At 52.8% G+C, this 17310-nt stretch carries 15 protein-coding genes; 4 read left to right on the top strand and 11 right to left on the bottom strand.

Annotated elements, in window-relative coordinates; translation table 11 throughout:
- Nucleotides 1-50: 50 nt before the first annotated feature.
- The 10 genes from thrS to LDN84_RS09630 all read right to left on the bottom strand — a co-directional run bounded on the left by thrS (nucleotide 51) and on the right by LDN84_RS09630 (nucleotide 13878).
- Nucleotides 51-1964, bottom strand: a complete 1914-nt coding sequence (thrS, locus tag LDN84_RS09675) for a threonine--tRNA ligase (protein ID WP_223911780.1) — start codon at nucleotides 1962-1964, stop codon at nucleotides 51-53.
- A gap of 259 nt (nucleotides 1965-2223) precedes the next feature.
- Complete coding sequence (gene aceA, locus LDN84_RS09670) at nucleotides 2224-3543, bottom strand: isocitrate lyase (RefSeq protein ID WP_223911778.1); 1320 nt, start codon at nucleotides 3541-3543, stop codon at nucleotides 2224-2226.
- Between the two features lie 259 nt (nucleotides 3544-3802).
- Nucleotides 3803-5134, bottom strand: a complete 1332-nt coding sequence (gene glnT / locus LDN84_RS09665; RefSeq protein ID WP_223911775.1) for a type III glutamate--ammonia ligase — start codon at nucleotides 5132-5134, stop codon at nucleotides 3803-3805.
- Between the two features lie 112 nt (nucleotides 5135-5246).
- Complete coding sequence (locus LDN84_RS09660) at nucleotides 5247-6716, bottom strand: aldehyde dehydrogenase (protein WP_223911772.1); 1470 nt, start codon at nucleotides 6714-6716, stop codon at nucleotides 5247-5249.
- 71 nt (nucleotides 6717-6787) lie between these two features.
- Nucleotides 6788-7648, bottom strand: coding sequence for an ABC transporter permease (locus LDN84_RS09655; RefSeq protein ID WP_223911769.1), 861 nt, complete (start codon nucleotides 7646-7648; stop codon nucleotides 6788-6790).
- Between the two features lie 10 nt (nucleotides 7649-7658).
- Nucleotides 7659-8573: an ABC transporter permease gene (locus LDN84_RS09650; RefSeq protein WP_435405932.1), complete on the bottom strand. Its 915-nt coding sequence runs from the start codon at nucleotides 8571-8573 to the stop codon at nucleotides 7659-7661.
- Between the two features lie 13 nt (nucleotides 8574-8586).
- Nucleotides 8587-9687 carry an ABC transporter ATP-binding protein gene (locus LDN84_RS09645; RefSeq protein WP_223911763.1) on the bottom strand — a complete coding sequence of 367 codons (1101 nt, stop codon included), beginning with the start codon at nucleotides 9685-9687 and terminating at the stop codon, nucleotides 8587-8589.
- A 98-nt stretch (nucleotides 9688-9785) separates the two neighbouring features.
- Nucleotides 9786-10949: an extracellular solute-binding protein gene (locus tag LDN84_RS09640; RefSeq protein ID WP_435405931.1), complete on the bottom strand. Its 1164-nt coding sequence runs from the start codon at nucleotides 10947-10949 to the stop codon at nucleotides 9786-9788.
- Nucleotides 10950-11038: 89 nt separating this feature from the next.
- Complete coding sequence (locus tag LDN84_RS09635) at nucleotides 11039-12448, bottom strand: aspartate aminotransferase family protein (RefSeq protein ID WP_223911759.1); 1410 nt, start codon at nucleotides 12446-12448, stop codon at nucleotides 11039-11041.
- Between the two features lie 62 nt (nucleotides 12449-12510).
- On the bottom strand, nucleotides 12511-13878 hold the full coding sequence (locus tag LDN84_RS09630; protein WP_223911755.1) for a glutamine synthetase family protein: 1368 nt from the start codon (nucleotides 13876-13878) through the stop codon (nucleotides 12511-12513).
- Between the two features lie 129 nt (nucleotides 13879-14007).
- Between LDN84_RS09630 and pdxR the strand changes: the two genes are divergently transcribed.
- Entirely contained in the window at nucleotides 14008-15468 is a 1461-nt protein-coding gene (gene pdxR, locus LDN84_RS09625) for a MocR-like pyridoxine biosynthesis transcription factor PdxR (RefSeq protein WP_223911752.1), read from the top strand.
- A gap of 81 nt (nucleotides 15469-15549) precedes the next feature.
- Nucleotides 15550-15969 carry a rhodanese-like domain-containing protein gene (locus LDN84_RS09620; RefSeq protein WP_223911749.1) on the top strand — a complete coding sequence of 140 codons (420 nt, stop codon included), beginning with the start codon at nucleotides 15550-15552 and terminating at the stop codon, nucleotides 15967-15969.
- A 50-nt stretch (nucleotides 15970-16019) separates the two neighbouring features.
- Here LDN84_RS09620 and LDN84_RS09615 read toward each other — a convergent pair whose 3' ends face one another.
- Complete coding sequence (locus LDN84_RS09615) at nucleotides 16020-16292, bottom strand: late competence development ComFB family protein (RefSeq protein ID WP_223911746.1); 273 nt, start codon at nucleotides 16290-16292, stop codon at nucleotides 16020-16022.
- A gap of 248 nt (nucleotides 16293-16540) precedes the next feature.
- Between LDN84_RS09615 and LDN84_RS09610 the strand changes: the two genes are divergently transcribed.
- Both LDN84_RS09610 and LDN84_RS09605 read left to right on the top strand, forming a co-directional pair.
- A complete protein-coding gene (locus LDN84_RS09610) occupies nucleotides 16541-16852 on the top strand; it encodes a winged helix-turn-helix transcriptional regulator (RefSeq protein ID WP_223911742.1) in 312 nt (103 codons plus the stop codon).
- A 33-nt stretch (nucleotides 16853-16885) separates the two neighbouring features.
- The gene (locus tag LDN84_RS09605; protein WP_223911737.1) at nucleotides 16886-17236 is read left to right on the top strand and encodes an FKBP-type peptidyl-prolyl cis-trans isomerase; all 351 of its coding nucleotides are present in this window, start codon (nucleotides 16886-16888) and stop codon (nucleotides 17234-17236) included.
- Nucleotides 17237-17310: the final 74 nt, after the last annotated feature.

The raw sequence follows: 17310 nt of genomic DNA, 5'->3' as shown, positions 1-17310 counted from the left end.
TGAAAGTGGCACAACTGCACAACGCAACGCATTTTCAGCGGTATCAAAAATCAAATACTTGATTTACAGGAAACGTCAGCGGACAACTTTTGCATAAATTCATCAACCGACATGACTCCAAGGTCTTGACCACCCCGAGCGCGCACTGCAACAGCACCAGATACCATCTCCTTGTCACCAATGACGAGCAAATACGGCACCTTTTGCATTGAATGCTCGCGTATTTTATACGTGATTTTCTCGTTACGCAGGTCTAACTCTACCCTAAACCCTTGATTTTGCAACGTTTTGGCGACATTTTGAGCATATTCAGCCTGTGCATCGGTGATGTTGAGCACCTTAACCTGCACTGGGGCCAACCAAGACGGCAAAGCACCAGCGGTTTCTTCAATCAAAATGCCGATAAAACGCTCAAGGCTGCCAACAATGGCGCGATGCAGCATGATCGGACGATGACGGGCACCGTCTTCACCGACAAACTCAGCCTCCAGCCGCTCCGGCAGGTTGGGGTCGACCTGGATCGTGCCACATTGCCACGGGCGACCAATCGCATCTTTCAAGGTGTATTCAATTTTGGGGCCGTAAAAAGCTCCCTCACCCGGCAGGTAATCAAAATCACAACCAGAAGCACGCAGGCCTTCGGCCAGCGCATTTTCGGCGCGATCCCAGCTCTCCTCTGAACCAATACGTTTGTCAGGGCGGGTCGACAATTTGTAAATGATCTTGGTAAAACCAAAATCTTTATAGACTTTTTGCAGCAAGGTAGTAAAGGCCACCACTTCGGACTGAATCTGCTCTTCGGTACAAAAGATGTGGCCGTCGTCTTGCGTGAAGGCGCGCACCCGCATGATGCCGTGCAAGCCCCCGGTAGGTTCGTTGCGGTGGCACTGGCCAAATTCACCAAATCGAAGCGGCAAATCACGGTAACTCTTGATGCCTTGCTTGAAGATCAGAATATGCCCAGGGCAGTTCATCGGCTTGAGCGCGTAATCACGCTTTTCACTCTCGGTGACAAACATGTTTTCACGGTACTTATCCCAGTGACCGGTTTTTTCCCACAACCCCTTGTCCAGAATTTGCGGGCCTTTGACCTCTTGGTAACCGTTGTCACGGTACACCTGGCGCATGTACTGCTCCACTTGCTGCCAAAGTGTCCAACCCTTCGGATGCCAAAACACGGTGCCTGGGGAGTGCTCATCAATATGAAACAAATCCAGCTCACGCCCGAGTTTGCGATGATCGCGCTTTTCGGCTTCTTCGAGCATCGTCAAATGCTGCTGTAAGTCGTCTTTGGTGGCCCAGGCAGTGCCATAAATGCGCTGCAACATTTCATTTTTATGATCACCACGCCAATAGGCACCAGCGACCTTCATCAGCTTGAAATGCTTGAGCTTTCCGGTACTGGGCACGTGGGGGCCACGACACAAGTCTTCAAACTTGCCTTCACGGTACAAACTCACATCTTCTCCGGCTGGAATGCTGCCAATGATCTCGGCCTTGTAATGCTCACCCAGCGCTTTGAAATACGCCACAGCCTCATCACGCGGCAGCACACGGCGTACCACAGGCTCATCCAGTGCAGCCAAGGCGTTCATTTTTTTCTCAATAGCAGCCAAATCCTCCAGCGTGAACGGACGTTTGTAGGAGAAATCGTAGAAAAATCCGTGTTCAATCACCGGCCCAATCGTGACCTGTGCATCCGGAAAAAGTTCTTTAACGGCATAAGCCAGCAAGTGCGCGGTGGAATGGCGAATGACCTCCAGCCCATCCGCATCTTTGGCCGTGATGATCGCCAAAGTGCTGTTTTTGTCAATCACAAAACTGGTATCCACCACCTTGCCATCAACCTTGCCGGCCAGGGCAGCCTTGGCCAAACCCGTGCCAATGGACGCAGCCACTTCTGCCACTGTGACAGAAGAAGCAAAATCGCGTTGAGAACCATCAGGAAGCGTGATTTGAACCATGGTGATGAAAGATGAGAGTTTGTAAAAAAAAACGCGGAAGACTCCGCGTTTGATATGAATTCAAGAGCATTCAGTGCACTAGGCACGCGGACAACGGCCTCAGTGAGGTGACAAACCTGCCGGAGTCGTTCGCGGTGTCATAACCCATGCGCCTTTCTTGCTCTTGAAAAATCTGTTTATGGATTTTACCTCAGGAGCACAATAAAAAAGGCTGGCTGCCCTTTGACAGAGCGCCAGCCTTTGTCTCCTCAGGTCTCGATCAGTGGAACTGTTCTTCTTCGGTAGAACCGGTCAAGGCTGTCACGCTGGACTTGCCGCCCTGGATCACGGTGGTCACTTCGTCAAAATAGCCGGTGCCCACTTCTTGCTGGTGCGACACAAAGGTGTAGCCACGGTCACGGGCTGCGAATTCAGGTTCTTGCACTTTCTCAACGTAAGCCGACATGCCACGAGCCACGTAGTCTTGTGCCAGGTCGAACATGTTGAACCACATCGAATGGATGCCTGCCAAAGTGATGAACTGGTACTTGTAACCCATGGCACCGAGTTCTTTCTGGAACTTGGCAATGGTCGCGTCGTCCAGGTTTTTCTTCCAGTTGAAGGAAGGTGAGCAGTTGTAGGCCAACAATTTGCCAGGGTGCTTGGCATGTACGGCTTCTGCGAACTTGCGGGCAAATTCGAGGTCAGGCGTACCGGTTTCGCACCACACCAGGTCAGCGTACTCGGCGTAAGCGATGGCGCGGCTGATAGCCTGGTCAATGCCCTTGTTGGTTTTGTAGAAGCCTTCAGCGGTGCGCTCACCGGTCAGGAAAGGCTTGTCATTGGCATCGTAATCACTGGTCAGCAAGTCAGCCGCTTCAGCATCGGTACGGGCAATCACCAAAGTGGGCACGCCGCACACGTCAGCCGCCATACGGGCTGCAATAAGCTTTTGAACAGCTTCAGCGGTAGGCACCAACACCTTGCCGCCCATGTGACCGCATTTTTTCACCGAGGCCAACTGGTCTTCCCAGTGCACGCCTGCAGCACCGGCTTTGATCATCGCCTTCATCAATTCAAACGCATTCAACACGCCACCGAAACCGGCTTCAGCGTCAGCCACGATGGGGGCGAAATTGTCGATGTAGCCCTTGTCGCCGGCATCAATCCCTTTGGAATGCTGAATTTCATCGGCACGGCGGAAGGTGTTGTTGATGCGCTCGACCACGGTCGGCACAGAGTCCACCGGGTACAGCGATTGGTCAGGGTACATGGAGGCGTAAGAATTGTTGTCGGCAGCGACTTGCCAGCCTGACAAGTAAATAGCCTTCACACCCGCTTTGACTTGCTGCATGGCTTGACCACCGGTCAATGCGCCCAGGCAATTGACATAGGGTTCGGTGTTCACCAGGTTCCACAACTTTTCAGCACCACGGCGGGCCAGGGTGTGCTCGATCGGGAACGAGCCACGCAAACGCACCACATCAGCCGCGCTGTAACCGCGTTTGATGCCCTTCCAGCGTGGGTTGGTGGCCCAGTCTTTTTCCAGAGCGGCGATTTGTTGTTCGCGTGTCAATGTTTCAGTGGTGTATTTCGGCATGAGATCACTCCTAAGTTAATGAAAACGATGGGCATTTAAAGCGATTTGCTTACGTTGCCACAGTGATCATTCTAAGTCTTATAGAAGACTAAACTCAAATCTTATGTCTTATACAAGACTTTTTTTAAATCAATTAAAATCAACAGCTTACGGAGCATATTTCGCAATAAGAAATGTATTTTCCTGATTTAAGACAAATTTAATGACCCATCTAACATCTCAATACCACAATGCAAAATGCAATTTTTACATTGCGAAATCAAAACGCTTGCGCATAACGAGCAAACTCCCATGAACTGACAGATTGACAGTAGTCGTCCCATTCGTGACGTTTCAGCGCAAGAAATTGCGCGCAAAACTCAGATCCCAGCGCATCCTTCAACACGTTGTTCCGGGACAACGCGCCAAGAGCTTGACCGAGATCACGTGGCAACCGATCAGGCATGAGATCTCCAGCTGAAAAACGTTCATACAAATCCTCATGACACGCTGGTGGTGCCTCAAGCTGATGATCCATGCCATCCAAGCCTGCTGCCAAGGTAGCTGCAATGGCCACATACACATTACAAGAAGGGTCAGGCAAGCGCCACTCCAAACGTCCAGCCACACTACGAACCAAACAGGTACGGTTGTTATCCCCATAGGTTTTCCAGACCGGAGCCCAGGTGGTGCCAGAAGCACTCTCACTACATGCCAAGCGTTTGAAACTATTCACAGTCGGCGCACAAAGTGCACTCAAGGCATCGGCATGGTGCAATAAACCGGCTGTGAACTGGTAGGCGTGTTCACTCAGCAACAAAGCATCATCTGGCGCATGAAACACCGCGTTGCCATCGGCATCAGTCAAACTCATGTGAAAGTGCAAACCACTACCTGGTGCATCGGCAAAAGGCTTGGGCATACAACTGAACACACTGCCATGGCGCTCGGCCAACACATGCGCGGTCATTTTGAACAGCATAAACCGGTCTGCGGCAGCCAATGCCTCGTCAAACTTGTAGTTGATCTCATATTGACCGCGAGCATCTTCATGATCCATTTGCTGCAAATCAAAGCCCAATTGCGTCAGCGTTTGACGCATATCGTCAAGAAAATCCCGGTTGCGGTAAATCGCCTTCAGATCATACGAAGGCTTGTCCAACTGATCCTGCTCATCGGCACTACACCACTGGCCATGAACATTCTGTTTCAGCAAGAAAAATTCAGGCTCAATACCCACCCACAAGGTCATCCCCCTGGCTCGCAGCCTGCCTAACTGAGCTTTCAGCAGTTGCCTTGAGCACGTCTCCAGCGGCTGGCCACCCGCGTACCCATCACACACCGCATGGGCCACACCGGGCATGAAGGGCAATGGCCGCAAGGAATCTATTTGCACCCGGCCGTAATACTCACTGCGTGCGCCAAATCGCCCAAGCCCTGTCCCCCAGATGCTCGGACCAGCAAAACCAGCCCCATACTCGACCCATTCCTGCAGTGCTCCCAGCGGCACCAATTTACCCTTGGCTACACCATGCAGATCACAAAACTGAGTCAGGATCGAGTGAATGCCCTTGGCTTTCAGGTCAGCCATGACCGTTTGGTATTGATTCATGATGTTTTAGCCTTCTAGCGCTTTTAGAACAAGCGCCAATAGCTATAAATAAAATAGCTAAACCCAACCTATTGCGACAGCAGAATCTTTCAGTGATGCTTGCCCAGCGTGATCAAAGAGGGCTATCGATACGGATCCAGGTGGTTTTGGTCTCGGTGTACTTGTCAAATGCGTGCAGCGACTTGTCACGCCCGACACCACTTTGTTTGTAGCCACCAAAAGGCACGGTGATGTCATCCTCGTCATACTGGTTCACATGCACCGTGCCCGCACGCAGCGCCCGCGCCACACCATGTGCCTTGTTGAGGTCACGCGTCCACACCGCTGCCTGCAAACCGTAAACACTTTGGTTGGCCAGCCTGACCACTTCAGCCGCATCGGTGAACGACAACACCGAGAGCACCGGGCCAAAAATCTCCTCGCGGGCAATCGTCATGTCGCCGGTCACTCCCGCAAAAATAGTCGGCTGCACATAGCAGCCTCCGGTTTCACTCAAGGCCTGAGCACCACCGGCCAGCAAAGCAGCACCTTCTTTTTGCCCAAGATCAATGTAGCGCAACACCGAGTTCATTTGGGTCTGATCCACAATCGCACCCATCACGGTCGCAGGATCCAAAGGATTGGCGGGGGCATAACCCGGCACCAAAGCCAGTGCTTTTTCCAGGAATTGATCGCGAATACTGGCCTCCACATACAGCCTGGAGGGCGCGTTACAGCTCTCTCCCTGATTAAAAAAGATACTGCCCACCGAAGCAGCTACGGCTTTATCCAGATCAGGGCAATCGGCAAACACAATATTGGGTGACTTGCCTCCGAGCTCAGTCCAGGCCCGCTTCAAATTGCTTTGACCGGCCATCACATGAATTTGTTTGCCGACCCGGGTGGAACCGGTGAACGCAATACAGTCCACATCCATGTGCAACGCCAGCGGACTACCCGCCTCTGGGCCATAACCAGGGACCACGTTAAATACACCCGGCGGAATACCAGCTTCCAACGCCAGTTCGGCCAATCGTAGCGCGGTTAAAGGCGATTTTTCACTGGGTTTCAAAACCACCGAATTACCTGCTGCCAACGCCGGAGCGATCTTCCAGGCGGCCATGATCATCGGGTAATTCCATGGCACGATGACCCCCACCACCCCCATGGGTTCACGCTGGATAAGTGCCAACGCTGTGCTGGCCGTGGGCGCAATTTCGTCGTAAATTTTGTCAATCGCCTCGCCATACCAGCGCAGGCAATTAGCCGCACTGTTGACATCCACCGAGCGGGCGTACTTGATGGGTTTACCCATGTCCAGGGTTTCCATGAGCGCAAGTTCGTCCGCATGGGCCAACAACTGGTCAGCAAACTTGATCATCACCCGCTTGCGCGCAGCAGGAGCCATTGCGCACCATCGACGGTCTTCAAAAGCCACACGGCCAGCAGCCACAGCGGCATCCACATCCACCTGCGAACACCGGGCGACCTGTGTCAACACACGGCCATCAACCGGGGAAATGCACTCAAAAGTTTGCCCATCTGCGGCTGCCACACGCTTGCCATTGATGAGAGCCCGGCCGTCATATGAAGTGGTTGTCATGGTAATAATTTCAAAAAGAAGAGCTACTTACGCAAGGAAATAGAGCCCTAGAGACCTAAAAGACGTATAACTTAACTGGTTTGCAAGGCCGCCAGTTCGGCTCGCGTGGCCGCAGCAATTTCACGTTCACGCTTACGGGTTTGCCGTGCCACCCAGATGCTGTAGACCACCACCACCAAGGTGACAGACGTGATCAGCAGCGTTGCTGCGGCATAAATGGTGGGATTGATACCGCGCCTGGCATAGCCAAAAATCACCTGCGGCAAAGTGTTGACTCCAGGACCGGACAAAAATTCGGCAATCACCACATCGTCAAACGACAAGGTAAAGGCCAGCAAATAGGCGGCAAAAACTGCTTGCAAAATATTCGGCATGGTGATCAAAAAGAACACCTGAAATGGCTTGGCACCCAAGTCCATGGCCGCCTCTTCAATAGAGCGATCCATCTCCAGCAAACGCGACTGCACCACCACCATGCCATAGGCCATGCCCAATAAAGTGTGCCCCAGCACGATCGTCAGCATGCCACGTTGCGGCCAGCCGAAGGCGTTCTGCACCCCCACCATCAAGAGCAACAACGACAAACCGATCACCACCTCAGGCATCACCAAAGGTGCGTTGACCATGCCTGAAAAGAGCGTGCGCCCAGGAAAACGCCGGTAGCGCACCAGCACAAAAGCTGCAAATGTTGCCAACACGGCGGAGGCCACACCTGCAGATGTAGCCACTTTGAGTGAGAGCCAGAAGCCTTCGACAATTTTGGTATCACGCGTGAGTGCCTCATACCAGCGTAACGAAAATCCGGTAAACACCGCATCTTGCCGTGTACTGTTGAATGAAAAAACCACCATAAACATCAGCGGCAGATATAAAAACAGATAGGTCAAACCCATCCATACCTTGCCAAAATACCGATTCAAAGACTGTTTCATGGTTTTGTCCTCACTTCCTGGCCTCGGCAGGGTCGCCGGTATAGTGGTAGTAAATGGCGAGGGGAATGACGATCAATCCGATCATCACTACCGCCAGCGCAGAGGCACGCGGCCAGTTGTTGCTGGTAAACATCTCATCCCAGACCACACGTCCGATCATGATGTTCTCCGGTCCACCCAAAAGGGAAGGAATCACAAATTCACCCACCGATGGAATAAACACCAACATAAACCCGGCAATGATTCCGGCTTTGGACAAGGGCACCGTCACCAGCCAAAACGCCTTGAAAGGCGATGCACCCAAGTCATGCGCTGCTTCCAACAGCCGAAAGTCCATCTTGACCAAATTGGCATACAGCGGCAGCACCATGAAGGGGAGGTACACATAGGTCATGCCCACCAACATCGACACATTGGTGTAGAGCATTTGGATCGGCTCAGTGATCACGCCCAGCGCCATCAGCACCTGGTTAACCACACCTTGGTCAGCCAAAATACCTTTCCAGGCATAGACCCGGAGCAAAAATGAGGTCCAAAACGGCAGCATCACCATCATCAACAAGGCCGGACGAATACTGGGTTTGGCCCTGGCAATGAAATAGGAAAAGGGATACCCGATCACCAGACACAAAACCGCTGTACACAGTGCGTACCAGATGGAACGCAAATAAGCTTCGATGTAAATCGTCTTGAAAAGACCGCTGCCGTCGGCAGATCGGAAAATCGACCAATAATTTTCATACTTCAGGTGGAGCAAACCCGTCTCGGTGTTCCAAATGGGTTTGAATGGCGAAATATCATTGCCCATATCCACAAAGCTGATGTAGAGCAAGATCAAGAACGGCAGTAAAAAAAACAATACCAACCAGGTGTACGGCACACCAATCACAAAACGTTTGCCTGGGAATGGGATTCGCAAGTTCATCATGATGTGCCCTTCAGTCGCGTAACACCACGCCTGCGCGGTCATTCCACCAAAAGTAGACATCATCCTCCCAGGTGATGTGGCTCAGGTCATGGCGCGAGGTGTTGGCTTCGGTGATCTTGACGCGTGTGCCATCGCTGACCATCACGATGAAGGTGTTGTAAGAACCGAAGTAAGCAATTTCCTTGACTTTGCCGGTAAACAGGTTGTGATCCACATTGGGGCGGTCCTTGCTGATTTCGATTTTCTCAGGGCGGATGGCCATGGCCACAGGCATATTCAGGGCCCCACTGACACCATGTCCGACCTGGATTTCGCCAATGCTGGTTTCAACTGCACAGCGATCCGGGTGGTCTACGCTCAGTTTGCCATTAAACAGATTCACATTGCCAATGAAGTCCGCCACAAAACGGTTGGCAGGGTGTTCATACACCTCTTCTGGCGAGCCGACCTGCAGCACCCGACCTTTGCTCATGACGGCAATACGGCCGGCCATGGTCATGGCTTCTTCCTGATCATGCGTGACCATGACACAGGTCACGCCCACTTTTTCAATGATGTTGACCAGTTCAAACTGAGTCTGCTCGCGCAGCTTTTTATCCAGCGCACCCAGCGGCTCATCCAGCAACAAGACCTTGGGCTTTTTGGCCAGACTGCGCGCCAACGCCACCCGTTGTTGCTGACCACCTGAGAGTTGATGCGGTTTGCGTTTGGCATAGGCACCCAGCTGAACCAAATCCAGCATTTCACCCACCCGCTGCTTGATGTCATTGCCCGGTAAACCTTCGCGCTTCAAGCCAAAGGCAATGTTTTCCCAAATATCAAGGTGAGGAAACAAGGCGTAACTCTGAAACATCATGTTGAACGGCCGCTCGTACGGAGCCAACTTGGCCACATCCTGACCCCCGAGCAAAATTCGACCGGAGGTGGGGGTCTCAAACCCAGCCAACATGCGCAACAGGGTGGACTTGCCACAGCCCGAGCTACCCAGCAAAGCGAAAATCTCGCCCTTTTTGATGGACAAATTCACTTCATCCACCGCCACAGCTTCATCAAACCGTTTGACCAATTTCTCGGTCACGAGGTAGTCATTCTTGGAGTTCACATCAGCCATGGTCCAACCTTTGCTTTAAACACGTTCATTCAGACACAAAAAAAGGGCTGTTCATACCGTACGTACAAACAGCCCTTGTTACTTACTCAAGCTCAGTTTTACTTGCCTTTTTTGAAACCGTTGTAAACGGTTGCCATGGATTCACGAGCTTCATTGGTGAAGCTTGAGGGAGGAATCATCTTGGCAAAGTAGTCAGCATCCACAAAAATTGTCTTGTTTCCGGCAATTTCAGGTTTGATTTTCTCAATAGCAGCTTTGTTGGCGGTTGGGTAGTTCATGGTGTTGGTCATCAACGCCGCATTTTCAGCACGCAAATAGAAGTCAATAAACGCCATGGCATTGTTCGGATGTTTCGCATCTTTGGTGATGGCCATGGTGTCAAAGAAAATGAGTGCGCCCGTGCTTGGCAGCAAGGATTCGATCACGTCTTTGGACTTGTTCTCAACCGCACGACCCGCCGCAATGTTGATGTCACCAGACCAGCCGATGGCCACGCAGGCCTTACCACCGGCAATATCGTCAATCATGGTCGAACTGAAGATACGCACATCTTTACGCACCTTGGCCAACATATCAGCCGCCAGCTTGTAGTCAGCCGGATCATTGGAATAAGCGTCTTTGCCAATGTAGTGCAAAGCCACGGGGATGATCTCGGTGGGAGAATCCAGGTAAGCAATGCCACAGGATTTCAGCTTGGAAGTGTATTTGGGGTCAAACACCAGATCCCAGGCATTTTCAGGCATAGGCATTTTGCCCAAAGCTTTCTCTACCTTGGTTTTGTTGATGCCCACCGTCGTGAAACCCCAAGCCCATGGCACCAGGTATTTGTTGTCAGGATCGGTCTTGTTTGCCAGCGTGGCCATGATGGGAGCATCCAGATTGGCCAAGTTCTTGATCTTTGCTTTGTCCAGCGGCTGGAACATGCCACCTTCAATTTGCGGCTTGGCAAACACCGAGCCAGGCACCACGATGTCATAACCTGTGTTGCCAGCCACCAATTTGGCATGCAGCGCTTCGTTGGTTTCAAAAGTGTCGTAGTTCACTTTGATACCGGTTTCTTTCTCAAACGCTGCAATCATGCCCTCAGGTACGTAATCGGGCCAGTTGTAGATATTGAGCACCTTTTCCTCGGCAGGAACAGGGGCCGGGGCACTGGCCACTGGCGCAGGTACCGCAACGGGTGCTGGCGGCTCTTCCTTTTTGCCGCAACCAGCCAAAACCACAGCAGAAAGTGCAAATGACCAAAGGTATTTTTTCATCATAAAAAAACTCCGTTAAAGAGAAAAACGCTGAAGGGAACGTTAGTTTAAACCTAGCAAATATCAAGCCAGAGAAAACAACAGCGCACAGGTCAAATCAGCCCTTTTTGGGTCAGTTCCTGCAGCGTTAAATCCAGCGCCTGCCGAATCAGGCGCATCATTTCGTCGATATCGGCATGCGTCATGGTCAACGGTGGTGCAATGATCATGCGGTCCCCCACCGCCCGCATGATCAGGCCGTTCTGGAAACAATGACGGCGGCACATCATGCCCACACCCAGGTTTTCATCAAACCGCTCACGGCTGGCTTTGTTCTTGACCAGCACCAGGCCCGCAGTGAAGCCGCAGGTTTCGGCAACCCCAACCAATGGGTGCGTACCAATGGCCTCAAAACAGCTCGCCAAATACGGGCCGATGTCATCCTTGACCCGCTGGGGCAATTGCTCCCGCTCCATGATCTCCAGGTTGGCCAGTGCCACCGCACAGGCCACCGGGTGGCCGCTGTAGGTGTAGCCATGGTTGAACTCACCGCCTTTTTCAATCAGCACCTTGGCCACACGATCACCTACCATCACCCCACCGAGCGGGATATAGCCACTGGTGACCGCTTTGGCAAAGGTCACCAGGTCGGGTTTGTAGCCAAACTTCTCGTAGGCAAACCAGTGTCCCAGACGGCCAAAGGCACAAATCACCTCGTCGCTGATGAGCAGAATGCCGTATTTGTCCACAATACGCTGGATTTCTGGCCAGTAGCTGGCCGGCGGAATGATCACACCACCAGCGCCCTGAATCGGCTCGGCAATGAAGGCGGCCACCTTGTCCGGCCCGACTGCCAGTATCTTGTCTTCCAGCCAGCGTGCAGCCCGCACACCAAATTCATCAGCGGTTTCACCGGGCAAGGCATTCTCAAAAAAGTACGGCTGGTCAATGTGGGTGATATTGGGAATAGGCAAATCACCCTGCGCATGCATGCCACTCATGCCACCCAGTGAGGCCCCGGCCATGGTACTGCCGTGGTAGGCGTTGTGGCGGCTGATGATGACCTTGCGCTGCGGCTGTCCCAGCAAATCCCAGTAGCGGCGCACCATGCGCACATTGGAGTCATTACTCTCGCTGCCGCTGCTGGAATAGAACACATGCTCAAAGCTGCGCTCACCCACTTTGGGGGCCAGAGAAGCCAACTTGGCGGCGAGCTTGACGGCGGGCACGTTGGTGGTCTGGAAGAAGCTGTTGTAAAACGGCAGCGTCATCATCTGGTCAAACGCCGCCTGGGCCAGTTCCTTGCGGCCATAGCCAGCGTTGACACACCACAGGCCGCTCATGGCGTCGAGGATTTTTTCGCCTTCAGAGTCCCAAATATAAATGCCTTCTGATTTCACAATCACCCGTGAACCGCGTGTTGCCAAATCGGCATGGTCGGTGAAGGGGTGAATGAAGTGGGCACTGTCCAGGGCTTGAATGGCCTGTGTGCTCAGCGGATTTGGCGTTGTCAGTGCGTTCATCTTTCTTTTCCTAAAAAATGGATAAAAATGACCTTTAGTGCTTATAAAACAAGCGTAACTAGCTATACATGTAATAGCAAATGTTCACGTTCCCAAGGTGAAATCACTTTCATGAATTCATCAAACTCCAGCTCTTTGATTTCCGAATAGACGGTGATGAATTCTTTGCCCAACACCTCGTGTAATTCGGATTCGCGGCGCAACCAGTCCAGCGCTTCACCCAGGCTGCGCGGTAACGCATAAGGAGACAAATAGGCATCCCCCTTCATTTCAGCCTTGGGTTTGATCTTGTTTTTCAACCCCAAGTAGCCACAGGCCAGTGTCATGGCCAGTGCCACATAAGGGTTGGCATCGGCCCCGATCACCCGGTTTTCCACCCGGCGCGCGGCCGGTGATGAAATCGGCGAGCGAATACCCACCGTACGGTTGTCATAACCCCACTCGATGTTGATGGGTGCAGCGGTATTTCGGCTCAAGCGACGGTAGCTGTTCACATACGGGGCCACCAGCACCATCGCCGCCGGAATGTAGCGTTGAAGTCCACCGATGTAGTGCATAAAAGCATCTGATGGGGTGCCGTCTTCGTTGCTGAAGATGTTCTTGCCAGTGGCCTTGTTCAAAATACTCTGGTGCACATGCATGGCGCTGCCCGGCTCACCGGCAATCGGTTTGGCCATGAAGGTGGCGTACATGTCGTGACGCAGGGCGGATTCACGCACGGTGCGTTTGAAGAAAAACACCTCGTCGGCCAAACCCAGTGGCTCGGCGTGGAAAAAATTGATCTCCATCTGGCCAGCACCAATTTCGTGAATCAAGGTGTCCACATTAAGTTCCATCTTGTCTGAATAGTCGTAGATTTCTTCAAACAAGGGGTCGAATTCGTTGACCGCGTCAATGCTGTAGGCTTGGCGCGAGGTCTCAGCACGACCACTTCGGCCAATCGGCGCGCGCAGCAGGGTGTTGGGGTCGGTGTTGCGGGCGGTCAGGTAAAACTCAAGCTCTGGTGCCACGATCGGCTGCAGCCCTTCAGCCGCAAATAAATCACAGACCCGGCGCAACACAGTGCGCGGCGCAAAAGGCACCAGGTTACCTAAATGGTCAAAGCAGTCGTGAATCACCTGTGCAGTAGGGTCACTGGCCCAGGGCACGATACGCACGGTAGAAGGGTCCGGGCGCAACTGCATGTCTTTGTCGGTGGGGTCAATCACATCGTAATAGGGGCCGCTCTCAGGAAACTCGCCGGTCACCCCCATGGCCACCACCGATTGCGGCAAGCGCATGCCACGGTCTTCGGTGAATTTGACACGTGGCAAGATTTTCCCGCGGGCCACACCCGTCAAGTCGGGAACCAGGCACTCTACTTCGGTGACACGCCGATCATTGAGCCATTGCTCCAAATCGTTGAAATTCATTGACTTTTTATCATTCATATGGTGCTCCAGAATCAAACACAGGCGAAACACCGTGTTTGTTCATAGCCCATTGTGGCGGGTGAATTGGTTCACAATCAGGGCCATTTAATGCAAACACGTGGTGCCACTTAAGCACTGCCTGAAGCCATGCTATCCGAACTTCTCTTGACCGAAATCGCGGCTTTGTCTCAAAGCAGCAAGCTGCCACTGCATCGCCAACTCTACGAAGCACTTCGCCGTACCATTCTGAACGGCAAACTGCAAGCGGGCGAACGGCTTCCCTCCAGCCGCGAACTCATGCACGACCTGAACCTGTCACGCAACACCGTAGTGGCTGCGCTGAACCAGTTGGCCGTAGAGGGCTACCTGATCAGCCGGGTCGGCAGTGGCACTTATGTCAACCAAAATGTGCCTCAAGTGATCCAGCCACGAGGCCGGCCGGTCAGCATGCAGCCTGAAAAACTCTCACACCGAGGCCAAGCATTGAGCAACACCTTTTGCGCGGTTGATCTGGAGGTGCAACCCTTTACCCCTGGCATAGCCGATTTCAGTGCTTTCCCGGTGGCCTTGTGGCAACGTCTGCAAAACAAGCACTGGCGTATGACCTACCCCGACATGCTGGATTACAGCAGTGCAGGCGGATATGGGCCACTGCGCCGTGCGATCACCGACTATTTGCGCGTATTTCGAAGTGTGCCCGTGGATATTGAACAAGTTATTGTGACCAGCGGCACTCAAGAATCACTTGGGCTTTGTGCTCAACTACTGGCTGACCCCAACGACACCGTCTGGCTGGAAGACCCGGCTTACTGGGGGGCGGTCAAAGCCTTCATGGCTACCGGCTTGCGTCTGCATGGCATTCCCGTAGACAAACAAGGCATGGTCCCCCGGCCACAAGACAACACGACGCAACCCAAGCTGATCTACGTGACTCCGTCACACCAATACCCCACCGGTGCGGTGATGTCGCTGGAACGCCGCCACCAGCTCCTGTCTTTGGCCCGTCAGCACAAAGCCTGGGTGCTGGAAGACGACTATGACAGCGAATTCCGTTTCAGTGGACCACCCATTTCATCCTTGGCCGGACTGGATACACATAGCCAAGTGTTGTACATGGGTTCATTCTCCAAGGTACTTTACCCGGGGCTCAAACTGGGTTATCTGGTGGTGCCCAAAAATTTGGCAGCCGCATTCAAACGCGCTCATTACGACCTGAACCGCCCCGGACAAATGCCAGTACAAGCCGCTCTGGCCGAATTCATTGATATGGGCCACTTTGCCAGCGCTTTACGCCGTGCCCGGCAAAGCTATGGCCAGCGTCGCCAGTGCCTGCTGAACGCCCTGCAACCCTGCCTGGGTGAGAACGCACGTATCACGGGAGCCGAGCAGGGGCTGCATCTGTGTATGCGTCTGCCAGATCACTTTGACGACAAAGCCCTGGCGCTGCAACTGCGCCAAACTGGTCTGGTGGTACGCCCCCTGTCAGCCTATTGCCTGAGCCGCCAAGACCTGCGCGGACTGGTCATTGGCTATGGCTACGCGCCGCTGGCAGAAATAGAACATTTTGGCCCACGCCTTGCCCAGGCGCTTGCCAAGTCCTTGCAATAATCAAGCACACTGATGCCCATTGCACAGATTTTCAAAAAAAAATTTCAAACCTGCATGACACACTTTCCCGCAATTTCTCCCATGCCAAGCATGACAAAGTTCAGGCTGACACGTCGTCAAATCTTTATAGCCGGCCTGCTGAGTGGCTTTGCGATGACAGCTTGCAGTTCGCCAAGCAGTGATGACAATTCGGTGTCACTGGAAACCGCCCGTGCCGAACTGGAGGCAGGCCACGTGACGCTGATCGACATTCGTGAACCTGCTGAACAAGCCACCGGTGTAGCAAAAGGTGCCAAACTATTGCCCATGAGTCAACTTGGCTCCCGGTTGGGTGAAATTCCCACTGCCACCGACAAGCCTGTTTTTTTGATCTGCAACACACAAAACCGCTCCAGCAAAATACTCAAAGCCTTGCGTGAACGTGGTTACCCTCATGTTCGCTTTGTGCGAGGCGGCATGAGTGAGTGGTCGCGCCGAGGCTGGCCTGTTACCAAGCCCTGATATCAGCCAATCTGCATGCAACGCAGATAGTCCCCATCCGTGTATTCACCTTACTTGGCCATGCGTTTTCCCACAAAAGCAAAGGCAAATGTGAGAGCCTCCGCTAACGACTCTTCAATCTGGTGACGCTCCTGCTCGGTCAAGTAAAACATCATGTCAACATCATGCCGCACGTATCGGGCTGGCAAACGATTGAGGGTGACACACGCCACATCAGCCAAGTTATCGGCGCTGTAGTCCGGGTGTGAGGAGGACATGCCAGCCACAGCTTCAAAGACCAAGCGTTCGTAATAGTTGTGAACCTGCTCAAAATTAATGACCATAGGATGCCTGCTGAATAGAGATAAGTTGATAAAAATGCTCTCAGACCATAGCATTCTGTACGTTTAGTCGCAAGAAAATTTCGGTCGCTCATCATCAAATTTTGATTTCAAAGCTATGAAACATGTAGCACAAGATCAATTTGCGATATAGTTTCAACTGCTCGCCGGAGCATTAGGCTAAGAAGGACTTGAGATCCCGCCCCTAAGCTTTTTGCGATATTTTTACGCCTTTTAGGAGACCCCTGTCTATGAGTACCAAAGAAAATGCAGCCATCGGCCCTTTGTTGAGTCTGCTCGAATCCCGATATGCCCTCCGCGTTTTGTGGGCCCTGAAAGATGGTCACCCCCAAACCTTTCGGCTACTTCAAGACAGCGTTGGAGGCATCACACCTAACACACTGAACACACGTATCAAGGATTTGCGTGAAGCCAGCTTGCTTGATCACGGCAGCAATGGCTATTTTGTAACCCCCATGGGTGCAGACCTGCTCAAACGCATGGGTGACTTGTCAGCCTTCGCCACAAAGTGGGCAGCAAGTCAAGCCAAAAAAGGCACCTGATCCATCATTTACCTTTAACTTCAAGAAAATTTCATGACTACCACCGCATCAGGCCTCAACTACGAAGACACCGTCATTGGTGAGGGCGATTTAGCCAACAAGGGGCAAAGTGTCACCGTGCATTACACCGGATGGCTTTACCAGGATGGCCAACAAGGCAGCAAATTTGACTCCAGCAAAGATCGGCGCGACCCGTTTGTGTTCAGTCTTGGCGCGGGTATGGTGATCCGGGGTTGGGACGAGGGTGTCGCCGGTATGCGCGTCGGCGGAACACGTGTCTTGATCATTCCACCCGCATTGGGGTACGGGTCACGTGGTGCAGGCGGAGTGATCCCGCCTAACGCCACGCTGAAATTTGAAGTTGAGTTGTTGGCAACAAGGTGAATCGGGTATTGTTTTCGGCTGATCCCACCTCTCCATGAAAAGCGGGCTGTTCACGTGCCCGCTTTTTTCTGCCC

The sequence above is a fragment of the Rhodoferax lithotrophicus genome (assembly GCF_019973615.1).
In the GTDB taxonomy this organism is placed as follows: Bacteria; Pseudomonadota; Gammaproteobacteria; order Burkholderiales; family Burkholderiaceae_C; genus Rhodoferax; species Rhodoferax lithotrophicus.
Note: the sequence above shows the minus strand (reverse complement) of the source record. Positions and strands in the feature narration are given on the sequence as shown.

Coding starts and splice junctions, on each gene's coding strand:
- LDN84_RS09655 (WP_223911769.1), bottom strand. CDS start 7,648: ATGAAACAGTCTTTGAATCGGTATTTTGGCAAGGTATGGATGGGTTTG.
- LDN84_RS09620 (WP_223911749.1), top strand. CDS start 15,550: ATGCCAAGCATGACAAAGTTCAGGCTGACACGTCGTCAAATCTTTATA.
- LDN84_RS09650 (WP_435405932.1), bottom strand. CDS start 8,573: ATGAACTTGCGAATCCCATTCCCAGGCAAACGTTTTGTGATTGGTGTG.
- LDN84_RS09635 (WP_223911759.1), bottom strand. CDS start 12,448: ATGAACGCACTGACAACGCCAAATCCGCTGAGCACACAGGCCATTCAA.
- LDN84_RS09605 (WP_223911737.1), top strand. CDS start 16,886: ATGACTACCACCGCATCAGGCCTCAACTACGAAGACACCGTCATTGGT.
- LDN84_RS09660 (WP_223911772.1), bottom strand. CDS start 6,716: ATGACAACCACTTCATATGACGGCCGGGCTCTCATCAATGGCAAGCGT.
- LDN84_RS09640 (WP_435405931.1), bottom strand. CDS start 10,949: ATGATGAAAAAATACCTTTGGTCATTTGCACTTTCTGCTGTGGTTTTG.
- pdxR (WP_223911752.1), top strand. CDS start 14,008: ATGCTATCCGAACTTCTCTTGACCGAAATCGCGGCTTTGTCTCAAAGC.
- LDN84_RS09630 (WP_223911755.1), bottom strand. CDS start 13,878: ATGAATGATAAAAAGTCAATGAATTTCAACGATTTGGAGCAATGGCTC.
- LDN84_RS09645 (WP_223911763.1), bottom strand. CDS start 9,687: ATGGCTGATGTGAACTCCAAGAATGACTACCTCGTGACCGAGAAATTG.
- LDN84_RS09615 (WP_223911746.1), bottom strand. CDS start 16,292: ATGGTCATTAATTTTGAGCAGGTTCACAACTATTACGAACGCTTGGTC.
- LDN84_RS09610 (WP_223911742.1), top strand. CDS start 16,541: ATGAGTACCAAAGAAAATGCAGCCATCGGCCCTTTGTTGAGTCTGCTC.
- thrS (WP_223911780.1), bottom strand. CDS start 1,964: ATGGTTCAAATCACGCTTCCTGATGGTTCTCAACGCGATTTTGCTTCT.
- glnT (WP_223911775.1), bottom strand. CDS start 5,134: ATGAATCAATACCAAACGGTCATGGCTGACCTGAAAGCCAAGGGCATT.
- aceA (WP_223911778.1), bottom strand. CDS start 3,543: ATGCCGAAATACACCACTGAAACATTGACACGCGAACAACAAATCGCC.